The 21,216-nt window shown below is 73.4% G+C and carries 23 protein-coding genes; 16 read left to right on the top strand and 7 right to left on the bottom strand.

Annotated elements, in window-relative coordinates; genetic code table 11:
* Window positions 1-100 precede the first annotated feature (100 nt).
* Complete coding sequence (locus AC6EH9_RS01690; protein ID WP_498419931.1) at window positions 101-688, top strand: YdeI/OmpD-associated family protein; 588 nt, start codon at window positions 101-103, stop codon at window positions 686-688.
* 284 nt (window positions 689-972) lie between these two features.
* Here AC6EH9_RS01690 and AC6EH9_RS01685 read toward each other — a convergent pair whose 3' ends face one another.
* Entirely contained in the window at window positions 973-1,503 is a 531-nt protein-coding gene (locus tag AC6EH9_RS01685; RefSeq protein WP_498419930.1) for a hypothetical protein, read from the bottom strand.
* A 52-nt stretch (window positions 1,504-1,555) separates the two neighbouring features.
* Complete coding sequence (locus AC6EH9_RS01680; RefSeq protein WP_498419928.1) at window positions 1,556-3,136, bottom strand: SDR family NAD(P)-dependent oxidoreductase; 1,581 nt, start codon at window positions 3,134-3,136, stop codon at window positions 1,556-1,558.
* Between the two features lie 160 nt (window positions 3,137-3,296).
* Between AC6EH9_RS01680 and AC6EH9_RS01675 the strand changes: the two genes are divergently transcribed.
* Window positions 3,297-4,961, top strand: a complete 1,665-nt coding sequence (locus AC6EH9_RS01675) for an AMP-binding protein (RefSeq protein ID WP_498419926.1) — start codon at window positions 3,297-3,299, stop codon at window positions 4,959-4,961.
* Window positions 4,962-4,994: 33 nt separating this feature from the next.
* Here the strand turns inward: AC6EH9_RS01675 and AC6EH9_RS01670 are convergent, their stop codons facing one another.
* Together AC6EH9_RS01670 and AC6EH9_RS01665 are read right to left on the bottom strand one after the other, a co-directional pair.
* Entirely contained in the window at window positions 4,995-5,789 is a 795-nt protein-coding gene (locus tag AC6EH9_RS01670) for an MBL fold metallo-hydrolase (protein WP_498419924.1), read from the bottom strand.
* Between the two features lie 483 nt (window positions 5,790-6,272).
* Window positions 6,273-6,881, bottom strand: coding sequence for a TetR-type transcription factor C-terminal domain-containing protein (locus AC6EH9_RS01665; RefSeq protein ID WP_498419923.1), 609 nt, complete (start codon window positions 6,879-6,881; stop codon window positions 6,273-6,275).
* Between the two features lie 111 nt (window positions 6,882-6,992).
* Between AC6EH9_RS01665 and AC6EH9_RS01660 the strand changes: the two genes are divergently transcribed.
* From AC6EH9_RS01660 to AC6EH9_RS01620, 9 genes are read left to right on the top strand one after another with little or no spacing between them, the layout of a single operon-like run.
* A complete protein-coding gene (locus tag AC6EH9_RS01660) occupies window positions 6,993-7,763 on the top strand; it encodes an SDR family oxidoreductase (protein WP_498419921.1) in 771 nt (256 codons plus the stop codon).
* Window positions 7,763-8,593, top strand: coding sequence for an SDR family oxidoreductase (locus AC6EH9_RS01655; protein ID WP_498419919.1), 831 nt, complete (start codon window positions 7,763-7,765; stop codon window positions 8,591-8,593). The genes AC6EH9_RS01660 and AC6EH9_RS01655 overlap by 1 nt, the downstream gene beginning before the upstream one ends.
* Window positions 8,590-9,612 carry a phosphotransferase family protein gene (locus tag AC6EH9_RS01650; RefSeq protein WP_498419917.1) on the top strand — a complete coding sequence of 341 codons (1,023 nt, stop codon included), beginning with the start codon at window positions 8,590-8,592 and terminating at the stop codon, window positions 9,610-9,612. Before AC6EH9_RS01655 ends, AC6EH9_RS01650 begins: the two co-directional genes overlap by 4 nt.
* Complete coding sequence (locus tag AC6EH9_RS01645; protein WP_498419915.1) at window positions 9,612-10,841, top strand: acyl-CoA dehydrogenase family protein; 1,230 nt, start codon at window positions 9,612-9,614, stop codon at window positions 10,839-10,841. Before AC6EH9_RS01650 ends, AC6EH9_RS01645 begins: the two co-directional genes overlap by 1 nt.
* On the top strand, window positions 10,841-12,046 hold the full coding sequence (locus AC6EH9_RS01640) for an acyl-CoA dehydrogenase family protein (RefSeq protein ID WP_498419913.1): 1,206 nt from the start codon (window positions 10,841-10,843) through the stop codon (window positions 12,044-12,046). The genes AC6EH9_RS01645 and AC6EH9_RS01640 overlap by 1 nt, the downstream gene beginning before the upstream one ends.
* Window positions 12,043-13,161 (top strand): acyl-CoA dehydrogenase family protein, encoded by a 1,119-nt coding sequence (locus tag AC6EH9_RS01635; RefSeq protein WP_498419911.1) that lies wholly within the window; start codon window positions 12,043-12,045, stop codon window positions 13,159-13,161. The genes AC6EH9_RS01640 and AC6EH9_RS01635 overlap by 4 nt, the downstream gene beginning before the upstream one ends.
* Before the next feature lie 28 nt (window positions 13,162-13,189).
* A complete protein-coding gene (curA, locus tag AC6EH9_RS01630) occupies window positions 13,190-14,230 on the top strand; it encodes an NADPH-dependent curcumin/dihydrocurcumin reductase (RefSeq protein ID WP_498419909.1) in 1,041 nt (346 codons plus the stop codon).
* Window positions 14,227-14,736 (top strand): thioesterase family protein, encoded by a 510-nt coding sequence (locus tag AC6EH9_RS01625; protein ID WP_498419907.1) that lies wholly within the window; start codon window positions 14,227-14,229, stop codon window positions 14,734-14,736. The genes curA and AC6EH9_RS01625 overlap by 4 nt, the downstream gene beginning before the upstream one ends.
* Window positions 14,737-14,781: 45 nt before the next feature.
* Window positions 14,782-15,363 carry a hemerythrin domain-containing protein gene (locus AC6EH9_RS01620; RefSeq protein WP_498419906.1) on the top strand — a complete coding sequence of 194 codons (582 nt, stop codon included), beginning with the start codon at window positions 14,782-14,784 and terminating at the stop codon, window positions 15,361-15,363.
* A gap of 19 nt (window positions 15,364-15,382) precedes the next feature.
* Here AC6EH9_RS01620 and AC6EH9_RS01615 read toward each other — a convergent pair whose 3' ends face one another.
* The gene (locus AC6EH9_RS01615) at window positions 15,383-15,886 is read right to left on the bottom strand and encodes a mycothiol transferase (RefSeq protein WP_498419904.1); all 504 of its coding nucleotides are present in this window, start codon (window positions 15,884-15,886) and stop codon (window positions 15,383-15,385) included.
* Window positions 15,883-16,203, bottom strand: coding sequence for an STAS domain-containing protein (locus AC6EH9_RS01610; RefSeq protein WP_498419902.1), 321 nt, complete (start codon window positions 16,201-16,203; stop codon window positions 15,883-15,885). Before AC6EH9_RS01610 ends, AC6EH9_RS01615 begins: the two co-directional genes overlap by 4 nt.
* Before the next feature lie 180 nt (window positions 16,204-16,383).
* Here AC6EH9_RS01610 and AC6EH9_RS01605 point away from each other — a divergent pair, with 180 nt between their 5' ends.
* Genes AC6EH9_RS01605 through AC6EH9_RS01595 form a run of 3 tightly spaced genes read left to right on the top strand, consistent with a single transcriptional unit; the run spans window position 16,384 to window position 17,601 of the window.
* Window positions 16,384-16,773 (top strand): ankyrin repeat domain-containing protein, encoded by a 390-nt coding sequence (locus AC6EH9_RS01605; RefSeq protein ID WP_498419900.1) that lies wholly within the window; start codon window positions 16,384-16,386, stop codon window positions 16,771-16,773.
* Window positions 16,774-16,814: 41 nt separating this feature from the next.
* Entirely contained in the window at window positions 16,815-17,255 is a 441-nt protein-coding gene (locus AC6EH9_RS01600; RefSeq protein ID WP_498419898.1) for a hypothetical protein, read from the top strand.
* The gene (locus tag AC6EH9_RS01595; protein ID WP_498419896.1) at window positions 17,245-17,601 is read left to right on the top strand and encodes a transcriptional regulator; all 357 of its coding nucleotides are present in this window, start codon (window positions 17,245-17,247) and stop codon (window positions 17,599-17,601) included. The genes AC6EH9_RS01600 and AC6EH9_RS01595 overlap by 11 nt, the downstream gene beginning before the upstream one ends.
* Here AC6EH9_RS01595 and AC6EH9_RS01590 read toward each other — a convergent pair.
* The gene (locus AC6EH9_RS01590) at window positions 17,545-19,011 is read right to left on the bottom strand and encodes a protein adenylyltransferase SelO (RefSeq protein WP_498419895.1); all 1,467 of its coding nucleotides are present in this window, start codon (window positions 19,009-19,011) and stop codon (window positions 17,545-17,547) included. The genes AC6EH9_RS01595 and AC6EH9_RS01590 overlap by 57 nt on opposite strands.
* Before the next feature lie 103 nt (window positions 19,012-19,114).
* Between AC6EH9_RS01590 and AC6EH9_RS01585 the strand changes: the two genes are divergently transcribed.
* Together AC6EH9_RS01585 and AC6EH9_RS01580 are read left to right on the top strand one after the other, a co-directional pair.
* On the top strand, window positions 19,115-20,086 hold the full coding sequence (locus AC6EH9_RS01585) for an AAA family ATPase (protein ID WP_498419893.1): 972 nt from the start codon (window positions 19,115-19,117) through the stop codon (window positions 20,084-20,086).
* Window positions 20,083-21,213, top strand: coding sequence for a DUF58 domain-containing protein (locus AC6EH9_RS01580; protein WP_498419891.1), 1,131 nt, complete (start codon window positions 20,083-20,085; stop codon window positions 21,211-21,213). The genes AC6EH9_RS01585 and AC6EH9_RS01580 overlap by 4 nt, the downstream gene beginning before the upstream one ends.
* Window positions 21,214-21,216 lie beyond the last annotated feature (3 nt).

The raw sequence follows: 21,216 nt of genomic DNA, 5'->3' as shown, positions 1-21,216 counted from the left end.
GTGAGGAGGTGCGGCATTCGGCGGTGACGTGGTCGTGCGGTGACGTGGTCGTGCGGATCTGCTGTGATGGGAGCCCGTACTCCTCCGTGGGAAGTGATCTGTGGCCGCCGAGTTCCCCGAACTGCTGGTGCCGGACGCCGCCGCGTGGCGTTCCTGGCTGGTCCAGCACCATGCCGAGTCCCCGGGGGTCTGGCTGGTGCTGCACAAGAGCGGCGGCGAGGTCACCGCGCTCACCTACGAGGCGGCGGTCCAGGAGGCGCTGTGCTTCGGCTGGATCGACGGGCAGGCCCGCCGCCGCGACGCAGGGTCGCGACTGCAGCGGATGACCCGGCGCCGGCGCGGCAGCGTCTGGTCGGCCAGCAACGTCGCGCGGGTGGAGCGGCTCGAGCGCGAGGGCCGGATGACCCCGGCGGGGCGGGAGGCGGTGAGCGCCGCCCGGGCCGACGGCCGCTGGGAGGCTGCGCTCGACGAGCATCCGGTGGTCCCCGACGACCTCGCCGCGGCGCTGGCGGCGGTACCGGCCGCGCTGGAGATGTTCGGCGCGCTGACGAAGACCAACCGCGCCGCGATCCTCGGGGGCGTCACCGGTGCCAAGCGCGCGGAGACCCGGTCGCGCCGGATCGCGCGGTACGTCGAGGCGCTCGCCCGCCACGAGACGCCGTACCCGCAGAAGCGCCGGCCGGGCTGAGGGGCGGCCGTACGGCTGGTGGGGTGCCGATTGGTCAGAGACGGCGGGTGGGTGGGCCGTTTCTGATCCGTTGGGGACCAAACGGTGGCCTTGGGGCGCTGGAATCTGGCCGTTGGGCGGGCGTGGGGCGTGAGGTCGGTGCCGATTGGTCAGAAACGGCAGGTGGGTGGGCCGATTCTCGTCCGTTGGGGACCAAACGGCGGCCTTTTCGCGGCCTTTCGGCGTCGGCGTACGGCGTCGTGCGCCGGAGAGTACGGCGTCGTGCGCCGGGGGGTACGGCGGTGTCAGCGCCAGCGCGCGGGGACCGCGCCGCCGGCCAGCTCCTGGCGCGCCGACGGCTTCTGGGCGTAGTGCGCGAGCCGCTTGGCGAGCACCTCCAGCGGGAGCTGCATCTCCAGTTGGGGGATGTCGATCTCGGTGTCGGCGGTGCGGACCTGCAGCTGGGGGAGGCCGCCGGGGACCAGCTGGACGGCGCTGATGTCGTCCCAGGCCAGGTCGCCGCGGGCGAAGCCGCCGCGGTAGACGAGCGTGGTCGGGGTGAGCAGGAGGTGCGGTCCGCGGGGCAGCCGGATCAGGCGACCGACGACCACGCCGACCAGCAGCAGGGAGACCAGGGTGACGATCGCCGGGAGCCACGGGGAGGTGATGCCGACGAGCTCGCCGCGCCGCAGCGCCAGGCCACCGGTCACCGCGCCGGCGAGTCCGGCGGCGAGCCCGGCGGCGCTGATGGCATAGAAACGGCCGGCCGCTCCGGCTACCAGAAGCCCTTCGGGGGTCATCCGTACGGCGCTGCTCGGTCCGGTCTGGTTGGCCACTCCACCATTGTCCCCTCCCCGCGGACAGCCGTCGGAGAGGGGCCCGGGTGGCTCACCAGGGGCTGGGCTCGAAGTCCTTCAGGAAGCAGCCGAGCAGGTCCTCGCCGGCCTCCCCGCGCACGATCGGGTCGTAGACGCGGGCGGCGCCGTCGACCAGGTCCAGGGGGGCGTGCCAGCCCTCGGCGGCGATCCGCAGCTTGTCCTGGTGCGGCCGCTCGTCGGTGATCCAGCCGGTGTCGACGGCGGTCATCAGGATCCGGTCGGTCTCGAACATCTCCCCGGCGCTGGTCCGGGTGAGCATGTTGAGCGCGGCCTTGGCCATGTTGGTGTGCGGGTGACCGGGGCCCTTGTAGCGCCGCGAGAACTGGCCCTCCATCGCCGAGACGTTCACGACGTAGGCGCGACGCGCGCCCTGCTGGACCGCGGCCCGCATCGACGCGCGCAGCCGGGAGATCAGCAGGAACGGCGCGGTCGAGTTGCACAGCTGGACCTCGAGCAGCTCCAGCGGGTCGACCTCGTCGACGACCTTGGTCCAGGAGTTCACCGACTGCAGGTCCGGCAGCAGGCCACCGGCGTCGACCGCCGTACCGGCCAGGTGCGCCTCCAGGCTGGCGTTGCCCGCGGTGAGCGCCAGCGCGGTCATCGCGGCCGCGGAGCGGGTCAGCTCCTGGGCGGCCTCGACCACCTCGGCCCCTCCCGCCTCGACCCCGCCGACCTGGTCGGCGGCGACCTCGAGCGCCTGGTGGGCGACGGCGTGCTGGGCCAGGGTGCCGGCGATCGCGGCCGGGTGCGCCTCGCTGATCCGGTCGAAGCTGACCATCTCGGGCAGCGTCCGGTCGGTCGGCAGCGGCGCCGACTCCATCTCCACCAGCTGGCTGTAGGCGCCCGGCGAGCGGCGCACGGTCTGGGCGGCGTTGTTGATCAGGATGTCCAGCGGTCCCGCGGCGGCGACGTCGTCGGCCAGCGCGATCACCTGGGTGGGGTCGCGCAGGTCGATGCCGACGATCTTGAGCCGGTGCAGCCACTCGGCGCTGTCCTCGAGCTCGGAGAAGCGGCGTACGGCGTCCTTGGGGAAGCGCGTGGTCAGGGTCAGGTGCGCCCCGTCGCGCAGCAGCCGCAGCGCGATGTACATCCCGATCTTGGCGCGGCCACCGGTCAGCAGGGCACGGCGCCCGGTGAGGTCGGTGCGCTGGTCGCGCTTGGTGTGCGACATCGCCGCGCAGGAGGGGCACAGCCAGTGGTAGAAGCCGTCGACCAGCGTGTAGTCGCTCTTGCAGATGTAGCACCCACGCGGCTTGAGCAGCTCGCCGGCGAAGGCGCCGGTCGTGCCGGAGACCAGCGGGATGCCCTTGGTCTCGTCGTCGATGCGCATCGGCGAGCCGGTCGCGGTGGCCTCGATGACGGCGCGGTCCGCGGCGGCCTCGGCGGCCCGCTTGCGCTCGCGCCGGGTGCGCTTGAGCGCCTTGTACATGTGCGAGGCGGCGTGCTTGACCGTCGTCACGTCCGGGTGGTCGTCGGGCAGCCGGTGCAGCTGGCCGAGCACCTTCACGGCCGTGGCCAGCTCGTCGGGGTCGAGGCGGTCCAGCTCGGGGTGGCTGGAGTCGGGCGAGGCAGGCACGTCTTGCGGGGGCACCGCCCGATGGTAGGGGCTCTCGGGTGCGCACCCCGGATCGCCGAGCCCCGCCCGCAGGCGCCCCAGGCCCCGCTGGGTGAGACACCTCACGCGCGCGAGCGCGTGGACCGGCGATCCTGCGGGGTGAGAGAAGCTCGCGACTGAGGAGAAGACCGCCCCGATGACCACGCCCTCGCCCGCCGTTCCCTACGCCACGATCGCCGAGCTCCTGCTCAACCGTGCCGAGGACGACAACACCGCCCTGCTCTTCGAGGACCAGCGGTGGACGTGGCGCGAGTTCGTCGCCGAGGGCGCCGTCCGGTCGGCGGTCCTGCAGGAGCTGCGTCCCGCCGAGGGCCCCTGGCACGTCGGGGTGCTGCTCGACAACACCCCCGAGTACCTGTTCCTGATCGCCGGCGCCGCGCTCAGCGGCGCGACGCTGGTGGGCATCAACCCGACCCGCCGCGGTGCGGAGCTGGCTGCCGACATCCGCGCCACGGACTGTCAGGTGATCATCACCGACCCGGCGTACGGCGACCTGATCGCGGGCCTCGAGCACGGCGCCGAGCAGGTGATCGCCGCCGACGGCGAGGAGTACGCCGCCCTGCTCGCCGCGCACGGCGACGCCCCGGTCGCGGCGACCCCGCAGGGTCTCGACCCGCGCACCACGCTGCTGCTGCTGTTCACCTCCGGCTCCACCGGCGCCCCGAAGGCGGTGATCTGCTCCACCGGCCGGTGGGCCTTCATCTGCCAGGTCAACCCGATCGAGTTCGGCCCCGACGACGTCGCCTACAACGCGATGCCGCTGTTCCACGGCAACGCGCTGATGGGCGCGTTCGGCCCCTGCCTCAACTCCGGCGCGGCGTACGCGATGCGCCGCAAGTTCTCCGCCTCCGGCTTCCTGCCCGACCTCCAGCGCTTCGGCGCGACGTTCTTCAACTACGTCGGCCGCTCGCTGGCCTACGTGCTCGCCCAGCCCGAGGTGCCCGGCGAGTCCGAGAACCGGCTCCGGTTCGGCTTCGGCACCGAGGCCTCCTCGCGCGACCGCTCGGAGTTCAAGCGCCGCTTCGGCTGCGACCTGTTCGAGTCCTACGGCTCCTCGGAGGGCACCTGCTACATCATCGCCACCCCGGAGACCCCCGACGGGGCGCTCGGCCTTCCCCAGCAGGGGCACTTCCCCGAGATCGTCAACGGCGCCGGCGAGATCTGCCCGCCGGCCCGCTTCGACGACAACGGCGTGATGGTCAACCCCGAGGAGGCGATCGGCGAGATCGTCTCCCGTGGCGCGGCCGCCAAGTTCGAGGGCTACTACAACAACCCCCAGGCGAGCGCGGAGAAGCTTCGCGACGGCGACTTCTACACCGGCGACCTGGCCTACAAGGACGAGCGCGGGTTCTTCTGGTTCGCCGGACGTACGGCGGACTGGCTGCGCGTCGACTCCGAGAACTTCGCCGCCGCGCCGATCGAGCGCATCGTGAGCCGCTACCCGGGGGTGGCGGTCGCCGCGGTCTACCCGGTGCCCGACCCGCACACCGGCGACCAGGTGATGGCCACCCTGCAGATGCCCGCCGAGGACTTCGACCCCGCCGGGTTCGCGGCCTTCCTGGCCGAGCAGCCCGACCTGGGCACCAAGTGGGCGCCCAAGCTGGTCCGGATCACCCAGGACCTGCCGGTCACCGCGACCCGCAAGGTCGACAAGCCCCGGCTGCGCCGGATGCTCTGGGAGGGCGACGAGCCGGTCTACGAGCGGACCCGGGACGGCTACGTGCGCCTGGACCGGGAGCGCGTGGAGGCCCTGCGCGCCGAGTTCGCCGAGCAGGGACGCTCCCAGCTGATCGCCGGCTGAGCCGGTCAGCGCCCGCCTCCCGCGACCCGGGGGTCAGGTCAGCGAGATTCTCTGTCCGCGCTCCACCGGCCGGACCTGGGACGGTACGCCGCGCGCGGTGCAGGCGCGCAGGAAGTCGGCCAGCGGGGAGCGGAAGACCGTGTAGTCGTCGAAGTGGACCGGCACGGTGACCGTGGGCGCGAGCAGCTGGACCAGGTCGGCGCCCTGCTCGCCGTCCATGGTCACCAGCACGCCGAGGGCCCGGGTGCCGCCCAGGTGCACCACGGCGGCGTCCAGGGGCCCGGCGCGGTCCACGATCTCGCGCAGCCACGGCCGGTACAGGGTGTCGCCGCTGAGGTAGAGCCGGAACGTCCGCCCGCGCTCCTCGAGCTCGAGCACCGTCCCCATCACCGGCGGGAAGATCCGGTCCAGCGGGCCCGGCGCGTGCTGTCCGGGCACGGCGGTGAGCGTGAGCCGGGCCTGCCCCGCGGTCAGCGTGGTGGACTCCCAGGTGCCCATCGCCTCGGCGGAGACGAAGCCCCAGTCGCGCAGCCGCCCGGAGGCCTTCGGCGTGGTCCAGATCGGCAGGTCGCGGTCGAGCCGCTCGCGGGCGATGCGGTCGAAGTGGTCCCCGTGCAGGTGGGACAGGACGACGCCGTCCAGGTGGGGCAGCGCGTCGGGCTGCAGCGACGGCTCGCTCACCCGCTTCGAGAAGAGCCCCTTGCCCAGGTAGGCGCGCTGACCGCGGTGCAGGAAGTTGGGGTCGGTCAGCAGTGTGAACGGGCCCAGCCGCAGCACCGTGGTCGCCGTACCGACGAACTCCAGTGACGGGCTCCCGGGTGTCGCCACGTCCCCCTCCTCCGGCTCGGGTGTGCCAGGCAGGTGCCCGCCGGGGGGCCGAACCATGCCGTCGGGGACCGCCCTGCCGCCCGCCGGGACCAGCTCGGTATTTGTTGCGAAGGCGCGGACTGGACGGGGGTGTTATTTAACTTCTGCTGGGCAAAGTCTTGGCTACAGTCAGTCCATCGCGCAGCCGTGGGGGCTATGGGTCGTGGGGGCCCGAGAGCGCGAGATAAACGCATATGGAGGGACCGATGCGTCTACGCATCAAGGCCGGGGGGCCGACAGGGTCGAGGACCGTCGGGGATGCAGGATGATCCCCGGCGGTCCCCGAGATGACCCGCGACGTCTGCGCGCGCTGATCGAGCGCGGCCGGGCGACCGGGCAGCAGCCGGAGTCTGTCGAGCACGACGGTGCGGCAGGCACGCCGTCGGAGGGCAGTGCGGAGGGCGACGACGTCCCCGCCCGTGCCCTGCGTCTGCCGGCGCAGGTTCAGCGGCTGACGCCGACGATGCGCAGCGCCAGGTCGGCGTAGAAGTCGGCCACGTCCTGCGGCGACCATGACCCGTCGTCGCGGTACCAGCGCGCGATGTCGATGCCCAGCGAGAGCAGGGCCACCGCCGCCATCTGCGGCGAGGGGGTCGTGAAGACCCCGGCGCGCACCCCGCGCTCGACCAGCGCGCGCATCTCCGCCTGGATCTGGTGGCGGATCTCCCGGATCTCGGCGAGGTGCTCGGGGCTGAGCGCCGCGAGCTCGTAGTTCACGATCCGCGCACCGGTGTGGCCCGTCGCGTGGTGCACGGCGAACGAGCGCACCACCCGCTGCAGCTGCTCGACGGGGTCCTCGCAGGAGCCCACCGCCTCGCGGACCAGGGCCAGCGTGGCCTCGTGGCCCTGGCGCGAGATCAGGTGGAGCAGCTCCTCCTTGGAGCTGTGGTGCACGTAGAGCGCGGCCGGGCTCATCCCCGCCGCCGCGGCGATGTCGCGCGTGGTCGTGGCGTGGAATCCCTTCGCGGCGAACGCCTCGACGGCCGCCGCCAGCAGTCGGGCGCGCGTGGACTCGGCCCGCCGGGGGGCCGGATCTGCGCCTGGCTCGGTCATCGGGAGCGGCCCTTCGGGGTGCGACGGGGATGGTTGACGGGCACTCGGTGGTGCGGCACCCTGAGCCTAGCGAATAAGCAAGCGCTTAGTAACCGTCTCGAGAGGACGTCGATGCCCCCCAGCACCCCCGCGCGCAGGTTCGAAGGCAGGACCGCGATCATCACCGGTGCCAGTCGGGGCATCGGCCTCGGCATCGCCGAGCGACTCGTCGCCGAGGGCGCCAAGGTGGTGATCACCGCGCGCAAGCCCGAGGCGCTGGCCGAGGCGGTGGCCGTGCTGGGCGGACCCGAGCACGCGCTGGCGGTCGCCGGGCGCGCCGACGACGTCGAGCACCAGGCCGAGACCGTGGCCCGGGCCATCGAGACGTTCGGCTCGGCCGACCTGCTGGTCAACAACACCGGCATCAACCCCGTCTACGGCGCTCTGCTGGACCTCGACCACGACGCCGCGCGCAAGATCTTCGAGGTGAACTGCCTGGCCGCGCTGTCGTGGGTGCAGCAGGTGCACCGGGCCTGGATGGCGGCCAACGGCGGGGCGATCGTCAACGTCGCCTCGGTGGCCGGCGTCAGACCGGCCCCGGGGATCGGCTTCTACGGCGCGTCCAAGGCGATGCTGATCCATCTCACCGAGGAGCTCGCCGTCGAGCTCGGCCCGAACGTGCGGGTCAACGCCGTCGCGCCGGCGGTGGTCAAGACCCGGTTCGCCACCGCTCTCTACCAGGGCCGGGAGGAGGAGGTCGCCGCGGCGTACCCGCTCAAGCGGCTCGGGGTCCCCGAGGACATCGCCGGGGCGGTGGCGTTCCTGCTCTCCGCCGACGCCGGGTGGCTGACCGGCCAGCTGATGGTCCTCGACGGCGGCGTCACGCTGACGGGCGGGGCCTGATGAGCGGCCAGGAGCTGAGCGGAAGCGGCGTCGTGGTCACCGGCGCCGGTCACGGCATCGGCCGGGCGCTCGCCGCCCGGATGGCAGCCGCCGGCGCCCGGGTGGTCGTCAACGACCTCGACGCCGACGCCGCGCGGGCGGTCGCCGACGAGCTCGGCGGGTACGCCGTGCCCGGCGACGCCGCGAGCCAGGCGGGGGTCGAGGCCCTGGTCGGCGCCGCGACCGAGCACCTGGGTGCGATCGACGTCTGGTTCGCCAACGCCGGGATCGACCGCGGCAAAGGGCTCCAGGCGCCGGAGGACGACTGGGCCGCCTCGCTCGAGGTGAACGTGATGGCCCACGTCCGGGCCGCTCGCCTGCTGGTGCCCGGCTGGATCGAGCGCGGCGCGGGCCGCTTCGTGGTCACCGCCTCGGCGGCCGGGCTGCTCACCATGCTCGGCTCCCCGACGTACTCGGTCTCCAAGCACGCCGCGGTGGGCTTCGCCGAGTGGCTCTCCGCCACCTACCGACACCGCGGCGTCGTGGTGCAGGCGATCTGCCCCCAGGGGGTGCGGACCCGGATGCTCGAGGAGTCGGGGCCGCTGCAGGAGCTGCTCAGCGCGGACACCGCGCTGGAGCCCGCCGACGTGGCCGAGCGGGCCTTCGAGGCGCTGGCCGACGACCGGTTCCTGGTGCTGCCGCACCCCGAGGTCGGCGACTACTACCGCCACCGGGCCGGCGACACCGACCGCTGGCTGCGCGGGATGAACCGGCTGCAGCAGGGTCTCGAGCAGCTGGAGCAGCAGCCCCACGAGCAGCAGCCCCACGAGCAGCAGAGCGGGAGCCGATGAGCGAGCCACTGCGCGGCCTGGACCTGGACGCGCTGCGGCGCTGGCTGGACGAGGAGGTGCCCGGTCTCGTCGGCGGACCGCTGAGCGGCAGCCTGGTCGCCGGCGGCAAGTCCAACCTGACCTACATCGTCGGCGACGGCATCGGTGAGTGGGTGGTGCGCCGCCCGCCGCTGGGCCACGTGCTCGCCACCGCCCACGACATGGCCCGCGAGCACCGGGTGATGACCGCGCTGCGCGACACCGACGTCCCGGTGCCCGAGACGTTCGCGCTGTGCCGCGACGACAGCGTGATCGGCTCGCCGTTCTACGTGATGCAGCGCGTGCACGGCACGCCGTACCGCACCGCCGCCGAGCTGGAGCCGCTCGGCCCCGAGCGCACCCGTGCCGTCTCCCAAGGCATGGTCGACGCCCTGGCGGTGCTGCACGAGGTCGATCCCGGCGAGGTCGGGCTCGCCGACTTCGGTCGCCCCGAGGGGTTCCTGGAGCGCCAGGTGCGGCGCTGGAAGAAGCAGCTCGACGCCTCCCACACCCGCGAGCTGGCCGGGATCGCGGAGCTGCACGAGCGGCTGGCGGCTCACCAGCCGACCCAGTCGCCGACCGGTGTCGTGCATGGCGACTACCGCCTCGACAACGTCCTCACCGACGAGCGCGACCGGCCGGCGGCGGTGATCGACTGGGAGATGGCCACGCTCGGCGACCCGCTCACCGACATCGGTCTGCTGGTCGTCTACAAGCGCCTGGGCGACATCGGCGGCCACGCCATCGCCGACGCGGCCTCCGCCCCCGGCTTCCTCAGTGAGGAGGAGATGCTTCAGCGCTACGCCCAGGGCAGCGACCGCGACCTCTCGGCGCTCGGGTTCTACCTCGGGCTGGCGTCGTTCAAGCTCGCCGTGATCCTCGAGGGCATCCACTACCGCTACGTCCATGGACAGACCGTGGGCGAGGGTTTCGACGGGGTCGGCGAGCTGGTCGAGCCGATCGTCGCCGCAGGCCTGGAATCGATGAAGGAGCACAGCTGATGGACTTCACCTTCGACGCCCACACCGAGCAGATGCGCGCCGATCTGCTCGACTTCATGGACACCCACGTCCACCCCGCCGAGCCGGTCTTCCACGAGCAGCTCGCGGCGCTGGAGAACCGCTGGGCCTGGTCGGAGGTCGCGATCCTCGCCGAGCTGCAGGACGAGGCACGCCGACGTGGGCTGTGGAACCTGTTCCTGCCCGGCGAGCACGGGGGCGGGTTGACCAACCTGCAGTACGCCCCGCTCGCCGAGATCACCGGCCGCAGCCCGCACCTCGCGCCGGCCGCGCTCAACTGCGCCGCCCCCGACACCGGGAACATGGAGGTGCTGACGATGTTCGGCACCCCCGAGCAGAAGGAGCGCTGGCTCAAGCCGCTGCTCGACGCCCAGATCCGCTCCGCCTTCGCGATGACCGAGCCCGACGTGGCCTCCTCCGACGCCACCAACATCTCCACGCGCATCGAGCGCGACGGCGACGAGTACGTGATCAACGGTCGCAAGTGGTGGACCACCGGGGCGATGAACCCGCACGCCGAGATCATGATCGTGATGGGCAAGACCGACCCCGGCGCGGACCGGCACCGCCAGCAGAGCCAGGTCCTGGTGCCCCGCGACACCCCCGGCGTCACCGTGGTGCGCGGGCTGGACGTCTTCGGCTACGACGACCACGAGCACGGCGGGCACGCCGAGGTGCGCTTCGAGGACGTCCGGGTCCCGGTCTCGAACCTGATCGGCGAGGAGGGCGCGGGCTTCGCGATCGCCCAGGCCCGCCTCGGCCCCGGCCGGATCCACCACTGCATGCGCGCCATCGGCTCCGCCGAGCGGGCCATCGAGCTGATGTGCGCACGCGCCGACGAGCGGGTCGCGTTCGGCAAGCCGCTGGCCGACCAGGGGGTGGTCCGGGACTGGATCGCGGAGTCGCGGGTGCGCGTGGAGCAGCTGCGGCTGCTGGTGCTCAAGACCGCCTGGCTGATGGACACCGTCGGCAACAAGGGCGCCCACACCGAGATCCAGGCGATCAAGATCGCCACCCCCAAGACCGTGGAGTGGATTCTCGACAAGGCGATCCAGGTGCACGGCGGTGGCGGGGTCTCGCAGGACTTCCCGCTCGCCGCGGCCTTCGCCGGCAACCGCACCCTGCGCTTCGCCGACGGCCCCGACGAGGTCCACAAGAGCGCGCTGGCCAAGGCCGAGCTGCGCCGCCAGCGGGCCGCACGGGGGGTCTGATGAGCAACGACGCCGAGGTCCGCGCCGACCTGCGCCGGCGCGTCGAGGAGCTGCTCGCCGCGCGCGATCCGGCCGGGATCGGGACCCCGCAGGAGAAGCTGGACTACCTGCGCGCCCGCTTCGACGCCGGCCTGGCCTGGGTCGGCTTCCCCGAGGGCCTCGGCGGGCTCGGTCTGCCGCGGGCCTTCCAGGGGTACGTCGAGGAGCTGCTCGCCGCGGTGGGCGCCCCGGACAACGACCCGCGCCGGATCGGCATCGGCCTGGGCATGGCCGCCCCGACGATCCTGGCCTTCGGCACCGACGAGCAGAAGCAGCGCTTCCTGCGCCCGCTGTGGACCGGCGAGGAGGTGTGGTGCCAGCTCTTCAGCGAGCCCGGGGCCGGCTCCGACCTCGCCGCGGCGGCGACCCGCGCCGTACGCAGCGGTGACGAGTGGGTGGTCAACGGCCAGAAGGTGTGGACCTCCAGCGCCCACACCGCCCGGTTCGCGATCCTGCTGGCGCGCACCGACCCGGACGTGCCCAAGCACGCCGGGCTGAGCTACTTCCTGTGCGACATGTCCGACCCGGGCGTCGAGGTCCGCCCGCTGCGCCAGATCACCGGCGAGGCGGAGTTCAACGAGGTCTTCCTCACCGACGTGCGCATCCCCGACTCCCAGCGCCTCGGCGCGGTGGGCGAGGGCTGGCGGGTCGCCAACGCCACGCTCAGCAACGAGCGCGTCGCGATCGGCGGCGGCGCGACCCCGCGGGAGGCGGGGATGCTCGGCAAGGTCGCCGACGCGTGGCGCGAGCTGCCCGAGCGGCGCACCCCCGAGCTGCACGCCCGGCTGATGCAGCTGTGGGTGGAGTCCGAGGTGGCCCGGCTCGCCGGCCGGCGGCTGGGCCAGAAGCTCGCCGTCGGGCAGCCCGGACCGGAGGGCTCGGCGATGAAGCTGACCTTCGCCCGCCTCGCCCAGGAGCTCAGCGCCCTGGAGGTGGAGCTGCGCGGCGAGGACGGCCTGCGCTACTCCGAGTGGACCATGGTCCGCCCGACGATCACCGACTTCACCGCGCGCGACGCGGGCTTCCGCTACCTGCGCGCCAAGGGCAACTCCATCGAGGGCGGCACCTCGGAGATCCTGCGCAACATCGTCGCCGAGCGGGTCCTGGGCCTGCCGGCCGAGGCCCGCGTCGACAAGGACGTGGCATGGAAGGAGCTCCCCCGATGAGCGCGCGAACCGAGCTGTCCCTGCTCTACACCGATGTCGAGGACGACCTGCGCGCCTCGGTGCGCCAGTTGCTGGCCGCGCGCTGCTCGCCCGAGGCGGTGACGGCGGCCTACGACGGCGACGCCTCGCTCACCGGGCCGCTGTGGAAGGCGCTCGCCGGTGAGCTCGGGCTGGCCGCGCTGCTGGTCCCCGAGGAGCTGGGGGGCGCCGGCGCCTCGGCCCGCGAGGCCGCGGTGGTCCTCGAGGAGCTGGGCCGCACGGTCGCGCCGGTGCCGTTCTGGGAGAGCGCCGTGGTGGCCACCTCGGTGCTGCTGGCGGGGGAGGGGTCCCCGGCCCAGCGCGACCTGCTCGCCGCGCTCGCGGCGGGACAGCGGACGGCGGCGCTGCTGGTGCCGCTGCCCACCGCCGCGCACGACCCGCTGAGCGGTCTCGCCGTCGAGGACGGCCGCGTCCGCGGCACGGTCACCAGCGTCGCCGGCGCGCTCACCGCCGACGTGCTGCTGGTCCCGGTCGCGAGCGCCGACGGGCTCGCGCTCGTCGCCGTCGAGGCGGCCCAGGCCACGATCACCGCGGTGGTCTCCCTGGACATGAGCCGGCCGCTGGCCGACGTGACCCTCGACGGCGTCGCGATCGGCGAGCCGCTGATCGGGCCCGGCGCCGAGGACGCCGTACGGCGCGGGCTGGGCGCGGGGGCCGCGCTGCTGGCCTCCGAGCAGCTCGGCGTGGCCCAGTGGTGCCTCGCCTCGACCGTCGCCTACCTCAAGGAGCGCCGTCAGTTCGGCCGCGTCCTCGGCGGCTTCCAGGCGCTCAAGCACCGCCTCGCCGACCTGTACGTGCTCGTCGAGTCCGCCGGCGCCGCCGCGCGCTACGCCGCGGCGACCCTGGCCGAGGGCGACCCGGACACCGCGGTGGCCACGGCCGTCGCGCAGGCCTACTGCAGCGACGTCGCGGTCCGCGCGGCCGAGGAGATGATCCAGCTGCACGGCGGCATCGGGATGACCTGGGAGCACCCTGCCCACCTCTACCTGAAGCGGGCGAAGGCAGACTCGATCGCTGCCGGCACCGCCGGCGCGCACCGGGCCCACCTGTCCGGACTCGTCGCGCTGCCCGCCTGACCCCCACCCCCACGCGAAGGAGCGGCACATGTTGTCCACCCAGATCCGGCTTGCTGCCCGGCCCGTCGGCGAGCCCCAGGACAGCGACCTTGAGTTCGCCGAGGTCGAGCTGCCCGCCCTGGAGGAGGGCCAGCTGCTGGTCCGGGTCGTCTACCTCTCCCTGGACCCCTACATGCGCGGGCGGATGAGCGACGCCCGCTCCTACGCCGCGCCGGTGCAGATCGGTGAGGTGATGGTCGGCGAGGCGGTGTGCGAGGTGCTCGAGTCGCGCTCCCCCGACCGCGCCCCGGGCGACTTCGTCACGGCGTACGCCGGGTGGCAGACCCATGCGGTGGTCCCGGCGAAGTGGACCCGCAAGCTCGACCCGGCGCAGGCGCCGATCTCGACCGGCGTGGGCGTGCTCGGCATGCCCGGCTTCACCGCCTACGCCGGGCTGCTGGAGATCGGGCGCCCCCAGGAGGGCGAGACGGTGGTCACCGCGGCGGCCACCGGGCCGGTCGGCTCCGCGGTCGGTCAGATCGCGAAGCTCAAGGGCGCGCGCGCCGTCGGCATCGCCGGGGGGCCGCGCAAGTGTGAGCTGCTCCTCGAGGAGTACGGCTTCGACGCGGCCGTCGACTACAAGGCGCCCGACTTCGCCGAGCGGCTCAAGGCGGCCGTCCCGGACGGGATCGACGTCTACTTCGAGAACGTCGGCGGCGCGGTCACCGAGCAGGTGCTGCGCCGGCTCAACCTCTACGCGCGGATGCCGGTGTGCGGCCTGGTCTCGGGCTACAACGCCACCTCCGCGCCCGAGGGGCCCGACAAGCTGCCCGGCTTCCTCAGCAAGGTGCTGACGCTGAGCCTGACCGTGCGCGGCTTCATCCAGACCGAGTTCGTGCCGACGCACTACACCGACTTCCAGCGCGAGATGAGCGGCTGGGTGCGCGAGGGGAAGGTGCGCTACCTCGAGGACGTCGCCGTCGGCCTGGAGTCCGTGCCCGAGGCGTTCCGGGGCCTGCTGGCCGGACGCAACGTCGGCAAGCAGCTGGTCCGGATCGGGGACGACCCGACGCGGGGAGCCGGCGCATGAGCATGGGGCCCGGGCTCCCGTCCTACGACGAGGTCCTCGAGCTGCCGGTGGCGCTCAAGGTGAGCGTGCCGCCGGAGTTCGAGGACCGCAACGGGCACATGAACATCCGCCACTACTTCGACGTGCAGTCCGACGCGGTGGCCAGCCTCTTCGAGCGGGTGGACTGGTTCGGCGACTTCGACGGCCGGGCGATGGGGCCGTTCACCATGGAGCAGCACCTGCGCTACCACCGCGAGTGCCACGTCGGCGACCAGCTCTCCGCGCACCTGCGCCTCGTCGAGCGCACCGACAAGGTGGTGCACGGGATCGCGCTGCTGGTCAACCACTCCACCCGCGAGGTCTCCTGCACGCTGGAGTTCCTGCTGGGCAACGTCGACCGCGGCCAGCGTCGGATCGCCGAGTTCCCGGAGCCGGTCGCGCTCGCCTTCGACGAGCTGCTGGCCGAGCACGCGGCGCTGTCGTGGCCGGTCCCCGAGCTCGGAGCGGTCGGCGTACGCCGGGGCTGACTGGGTACCTCGCCCGGGTCCGTGACCTCCCACCGAAGGAGCCCCATGACCGCGAACGCGACCAGCACGACCGGAGCCAGCGACGACGTCGTCGCCCTGCTCGAGCGTCAGCACCAGCACATCCGCGAGCTCTTCACCGAGGTCGGGCGCGCGCGCCGCTCGGAGACCAAGCAGGAGCGCTTCGAGGAGCTGCGGCGCTTCCTCGCCGTGCACGAGACGGCCGAGGAGCTGATCACCCATCCGCGGGCCCGCACCTGCGAGGGGGGCAACGAGGTGGTCGACGTCCGCCTCGAGGAGGAGACCGAGGCCAAGAGGATGCTCGCCGACCTCGACGGCATGTCGGTCGACGACGAGGGGTTCACCGAGCGGCTGGCGAGCCTCAAGAAGGCGGTCCTCGCGCACGCCGAGGCCGAGGAGCGCGAGGAGTTCCCGCTGCTGCGCCGAGACGTCGCCGCGGACCGGCTGCGGCTGATGGCGCAGGCGGTGCTGGCGGCCGAGGCGATCGCGCCGACCCACCCGCACCCCAGCGTGGGCAGCTCGATGACCACCAACCTGATGGCCGGGCCGCTCGTGTCGGTCCTCGACCGCACCCGCGACGCGGTCAAGGCGGTGCTGGCCAAGGGCTGAGCCGGCGCCGGGCCCGGGCTCAGGTCGCGAGCAGCCCGCGCAGGTACGCCGCCTGGCCGACGTGCTGGGTGTCGTCGTTGACGACGCTCACCAGTCGCACGCCCAGCGTCACCGGCGGGTCCCAGCCCTCGTCGACCACCCGGTCGAGGTCCTCGGCGGTGACGCCGGGCAGCCAGGCCACGGTCTGGGCGTGCACCGCGCGCAGGTACGACGCGAGCAGGTCGGCGTCGGCGCGCACCACCGCCACCTGCTCGGGGCTGTGGCCGTAGCCGGTGTCGCCCACCTCCAGAGGAAGGGCGAACCGGTCGGCGAAGCCCTGGGCGGTCCACACCTGCTCGAGCCCGGCGACCTCCGCGACATGATCGTCCTGGACGCGGGTGAGATGCCAGACCAACCAGGCGATGGAGTTGCTGCCGGTGCCCGGGCGGTGGGACAGCTCCTTGGCCGAGAGCCCCTCGACGACCGCGAGGCCGTCCTCCAGGACGCGGCCGAAGGCGTCGGCGAGCAGGTCAGCGGGGGTCATGGGGAGACTGTGCCCGGCCTCGGTCTCGGTGTCCAGGCCCGCTCGAAGTCGGCGAGCGCGACCAGCGCGACCTGGCTGATGCCGCTGATGCGCAGCTCGCCACCGGCAGCCAGGACCTGGTCGGTGCACTGGCGCAGCGCCTGGGCCCCGTCGAGGTCGAGGGCCCGGACCCGGGTCAGGTCCAGCGCGAGGCGGCGCCGGCCCGCGGCCAGGGCGGCGTCGACCGCGTGGTGCAGGTCGTAGGAGGTGACGCAGTCGAGGTCACCGTCGACCTCGAGGACCTGATGCTCGCTGTCGGTGACGACGCGAAGGCTCATGGGGGTGCTCCGGTGGTGAGTCCCAGGGTGCTGGGAGCTTCGTGCGGGGAGGCCGGGGTCGACCTCCATCCTCACGGTAGGGCGGACAGGTTTCCGGCGCGGTGTTCCTGCGCTAACACCAGATGACGGAGAGTGGGGCGGCCCCGCAGCGCGGCCCCGCCGGCTCGGTAGGTTGGGAGGATGACCAACGAACTCACCCCCGAGGAGCTCGAGTTCCTGGCGTCGGCCTTCGAGCTGGCCCGCAACGGCGAGACCGAGACGCTGGCCGCCTACGTCGACCAGGGCCTGCCGGTGAACCTGACCAACAGCTCGGGCGACACGCTGCTGATCCTCGCCGCCTACTACTGCCACGCCGACCTGGTGCGTGCGCTGCTCGAGCGCGGCGCCGACCACGCCCGGGTCAACGACCGCGGACAGACCGCCCTCGCCTCGGCCGTCTTCCGCCGCGAGAAGGAGATCGTCACCGACCTGCTCGCCGCCGGCGCGGATCCCGATCTCGGCGCGAAGTCGGCGGTCGCCATCGCCACCTTCTTCGAGCTGCCGGAGATGCTGGAGCTGATGGGCCGCTGACCCTGTTGCCATCCTGGAAACAGGCGTCTACTGTTTCCTGCATGGAAACAGGATCTGGATCGCCGACCCCCGAGCAGGCCCGCGCGCTGCTGGAGCAGCTGGGCCGCGACGAGAGCGCCGTGCGCTACCCCCCGCTGCCGCGCTGGTTCTTCCTGGCGATGAGCGCGATCGTCGCCGCCCTCTACCTGGTCCGGCTGCTGCCTGCGGAGGCCGCGGCGGTGCTGAGCGTCGCGCTGAGCGCCGCGGCCGGCCTGATCGCGTCGCGGTACTGGCTGCGCCGCGACGGCGTGTGCTGGGCCTCGATGAGGTGGCGGGACATGGTCGGCTTCCTGGTGGCCGTCGTCGGCACCTTCGCGGTGTGCGCGCTGGTCGCGGACACCACCGGCGCCCAGTGGGTCTGGGCCCTGGGAGCGGCGGTGGCCGCCGCCGTCGTGCTCGGCACCGGCCGCTCCTACCGCAAGGAGTACGGCGATGCCCGCTGAGGGCGACTTCAACGAAGTCATCCACGCCCCCCAGCGGCTGCGGATCTGCGCGATGCTCAGCGCCGCCCGCAAGGTGGAGTTCGCGGTGCTGCAGGAACAGCTCGGGCTGTCCAAGTCGGCGCTGAGCAAGCACCTCTCCCAGCTGGTCGAGGCCGGGTACGTCAGCCAGGAGCGGACGCTGCGCGACTCCCGCAATCGCTTGTGGCTGTCCCTGACCGGCCCGGGCGCGGCCGCCTACGCCGCCCACGTGCGCGCGCTGCGCGAGATCGTGACCGGCCCGATCGTCGACTCAGGTGCCGCAGAAGGTCCGGTAGCCGGCAGCGAAGTCGCCCGGGGCGGGCTCTGAGTAGCGCTCCAGTCCGGGCCGCTCGTCGTACGGCGCGGTGACCGCCTCGAGCAGCCGCTCCAGGGGCGCGAGGTCACCGGCGGTGCCGGCGGCCAGGGCCTCCTCGACCAGGTGGTTGCGGGGGACGTAGACCGGGTTCACCCGGTCCATCGCGGTCCCGTCCGGACCGAGTGCGCGCCAGCGCTCGAGCCAGGCGTCGATGCCCGCCAGGTCGAGGACCATCCCCCGCACGGGCTCGGCGTCCCCGCCGGCGGCGGCGCCGAGGCGGCGGAAGAAGGACGTCAGGTCGACGTGGTTGTCGCGCAGCAGCACGAACAGGTCGTCGACGAGCGCGCCGACGACCGCCTCGTCGAGACCGTCGGGAAGTCCCAGCTTGGCCCGGACCCCGGCTGTCCAGGCGGCCTCGTACTGCCCCGCGAAGGCTCCCAGCGACTCGCTCGCGAGCGCGATCGCCTGCTCCTGGTCGTCGTGGAACAGCGGCAGCATCGCCTCGGCGAGCCGGGCCAGGTTCCACTGCGCGATGCCCGGCTGGTTGCCGTAGGCGTAGCGCCCGCCCTCGTCGATCGAGCTGTAGACGCATCCCGGGTCGTAGGCGTCCATGAAGGCGCACGGGCCGTAGTCGATGCTCTCCCCGGAGATCGTCATGTTGTCGGTGTTCATCACGCCGTGGATGAAGCCGACCAGCATCCACCGCGCGACCAGCGACGCCTGGGCCGCGACCACGGCGTCGTACAGCGCGAGGGCGGGGTTCTCGGCCTCGGCGGCCTGCGGGTGGTGGCGCGCGATCGCGTGCTCGGCGAGGCGACGCAGCAGGGCGGCGTCGCCCGTGGCGCGCGCGTACTGGAAGGTCCCCACCCGCAGGTGGCTGCTGGCCACCCGAGCCAGCACCGCGCCGGGCAGCACGCTCTCGCGGCGCACCGGCCGGCCGGTGGCCACGACCGCCAGCGAGCGGGTGGTGGGGATGCCGAGCGCGTGCATCGCCTCGCTCACGACGTACTCGCGCAGCATCGGCCCGACGGCCGCCAGACCGTCGCCGCCGCGGGCGAACGGCGTCCGCCCCGAGCCCTTCAGGTGGAGGTCGCGCAGGCGCCCGTCCGGGCCGAGGAGCTCGCCCAGCAGCAGCGCGCGCCCGTCGCCCAGCCGGGGGGAGAAGCCGCCGAACTGGTGGCCCGCATAGGCCTGCGCCACCGGGGTGGCTCCCTCGGGCAGCCGGGTGCCGACCAGGAGCCCCACCCCGTCCGCACCGCGCAGGGCGGCCGGGTCGAGGCCGAGGTCGGCGGCGAGCGGCTCGTTGAGGACGAGCAGCCGGGGGTCGGGCGCCGGTTCGGCCTGCCAGGACAGCGCCAGCTCGGGCAGCTCGCGGGCGAAGCGGTCCTGGAGGACGAGGGTCGGTGCGGAGGTGCTGGTCACCTCTTCGAGAATACGGACCGTCACCAGAGCCAGCCGTCCGCGCGCCCCGGAGGCGGCCGGATTCGGCTCCGGAGCCGCCGCCCGGCCCCTAGGGTGTGCGTCCATGACCCTCACGCCCGAGAACGCCACGCGGTTCGCCGAGACCTTCGACCGGCTGACCGCCAACGTCGGGCAGGCGCTGCTGGGCAAGACCCCGGCGATCCGGCTGGCGCTGACCTGCATGCTCGCCGAGGGCCACCTGCTGCTCGAGGACGCGCCCGGAACCGGCAAGACGGCCCTGGCCCGCGCGATCGCGGCGAGCGTCGAGGGCTCGCACAGCCGGATCCAGTTCACGCCCGACCTGCTGCCCTCCGACATCACCGGCGTCACGATGTTCGACCAGAGCGCCGGGACCTGGACGTTCCACCGAGGCCCGGTCTTCGCCTCGATCGTGCTGGCCGACGAGATCAACCGGGCCTCGCCCAAGACCCAGTCCGCCCTGCTGGAGGTGATGGAGGAGTCCCACGTCACCGTGGACGGCACCCGCTACGACGCGGGTCGGCCGTTCATGGTCATCGCGACCCAGAACCCGGTCGAGCAGGCCGGCACCTACCGGCTCCCCGAGGCACAGCTGGACCGGTTCCTGATGAAGACGTCGGTGGGCTACCCGGATCGGGCGGCGGCCATCGAGGTGCTCGCCGGATCGGCCAGCCCCGACCGCGCCGCCGGCCTCTCCCCGGTCATCGCGACCTCCACCGTCGCGGAGATGGCCGACGTGGTGCGCCTCAACCACGTCGACCACGCGGTCCTCGACTACGTCCAGCGCCTGGTCGAGGCGACCCGCGAGGACCCCGACACCACGCTGGGGGTCTCCACGCGTGGCGCCATCGCGATGGTGCGGGCCACCCGGGTCTGGGCCGCCTCCGCCGGTCGCCCCTACGTGCTGCCCGACGACGTGAAGCAGCTCGCGGTGCCGGTATGGGCCCACCGGCTGGTGCTCGCCCCCGACGCCGAGTTCAGCGGCACCCGGCCCGAGGACGTCGTGGGGCGCGTGCTGGAGACCGTGCAGCCTCCCGCGCTGCGGACCGTCGGGTGAGCGGTACCACCCCGCTGGGCCGTGCCACCCTGGCGTGCTGCCTGCTGGCCGCGGGGCTGGGCGCCTGGCAGGGGTGGCTGGAGTTCCTCACGCTGGCGCTGGTCCTCGCGGGCGCCCTGCTGCTGGCGGTGCTGCGCACCCGCGGCCGGGCCGACTACGCCGTGCGGTTGGAGCTGACCACGCCGCGGGTCGTGGTGGGCGAGCCCGCCACCGGGCGCGTCGTGGTCCGCAACCGGTCGCGGCGCCCGCTGAGCGGGGTCCGAGTGGAGCTGGGGCTCGGGACGCTGGCCCTGCCGCGGCTGGCGGGAGGCGAGGAGCGCGCCGAGGAGTTCACGGTGCCGACCGGGCGCCGCGCGGTCCTCCCGCTCGGCCCGGTCACGGCGGTGCGCGGCGACCCGCTCGGGCTGATCCGCCGCAGCCGGGTCTGGCCGGAGGTGGTGGAGCAGTACGTCCACCCCCGCACCTTGCGCCTCGAGGGCGCCGGCGGCGCCTTCCTGCGCGACGTCGACGGCGCGGCCACCCTCGACCTCTCGTCCTCGGACCTGGCCTTCCACTCCCTGCGCGACTACGTGCCCGGCGACGACCGCCGCGCCATCCACTGGCGGACCACGGCGCGGGTGGGCCGGCTGGTGATCCGCCAGTTCGAGGAGAGCCGGCGTACCCAGCTGCTCATCGCCCTCTCCGTGCGGTCCGAGGACTACGCCGCGCCCGCCGAGCTCGAGCTGGCCGTGGCCGTCGCCGCGTCGCTGGGCGTGCACGCGATGCGCGAGGGCCGTGAGGTCGCCGTCGTCACGCAGGCCGGCCCACTGGTCTTCCGGACCCCCACCGTGCTGCTGGACAGGCTCGCGGGTCTCGAGGTGCGACCCGGCGCGGCCGCGCTGCACGAGGTCGTCGCGCGCGGGCTCGCACGCTCTCCGCACACCTCGGTCTGCGCGCTGGTGCTGGGCGGCGGTGCCGACCCCGACGAGATCGCCTCGTGCGCGGCCGCCGTGCCCCGCGACCTCGCCGCGTTCGCCGTGCGCTGCCAGCCGGGCGAGCAGGCGGCCCGGCACCGCGTCCAGCAGGTCGACGTGCTGGACGTGGCCACCCTGGGCGACCTGCCGCGCGGACTGCGGACCCTGCCATGAGAG

The organism is Nocardioides sp. Z21_20, assembly GCF_059766585.1.
This window is presented reverse-complemented; position numbering and strand designations above follow the sequence as displayed.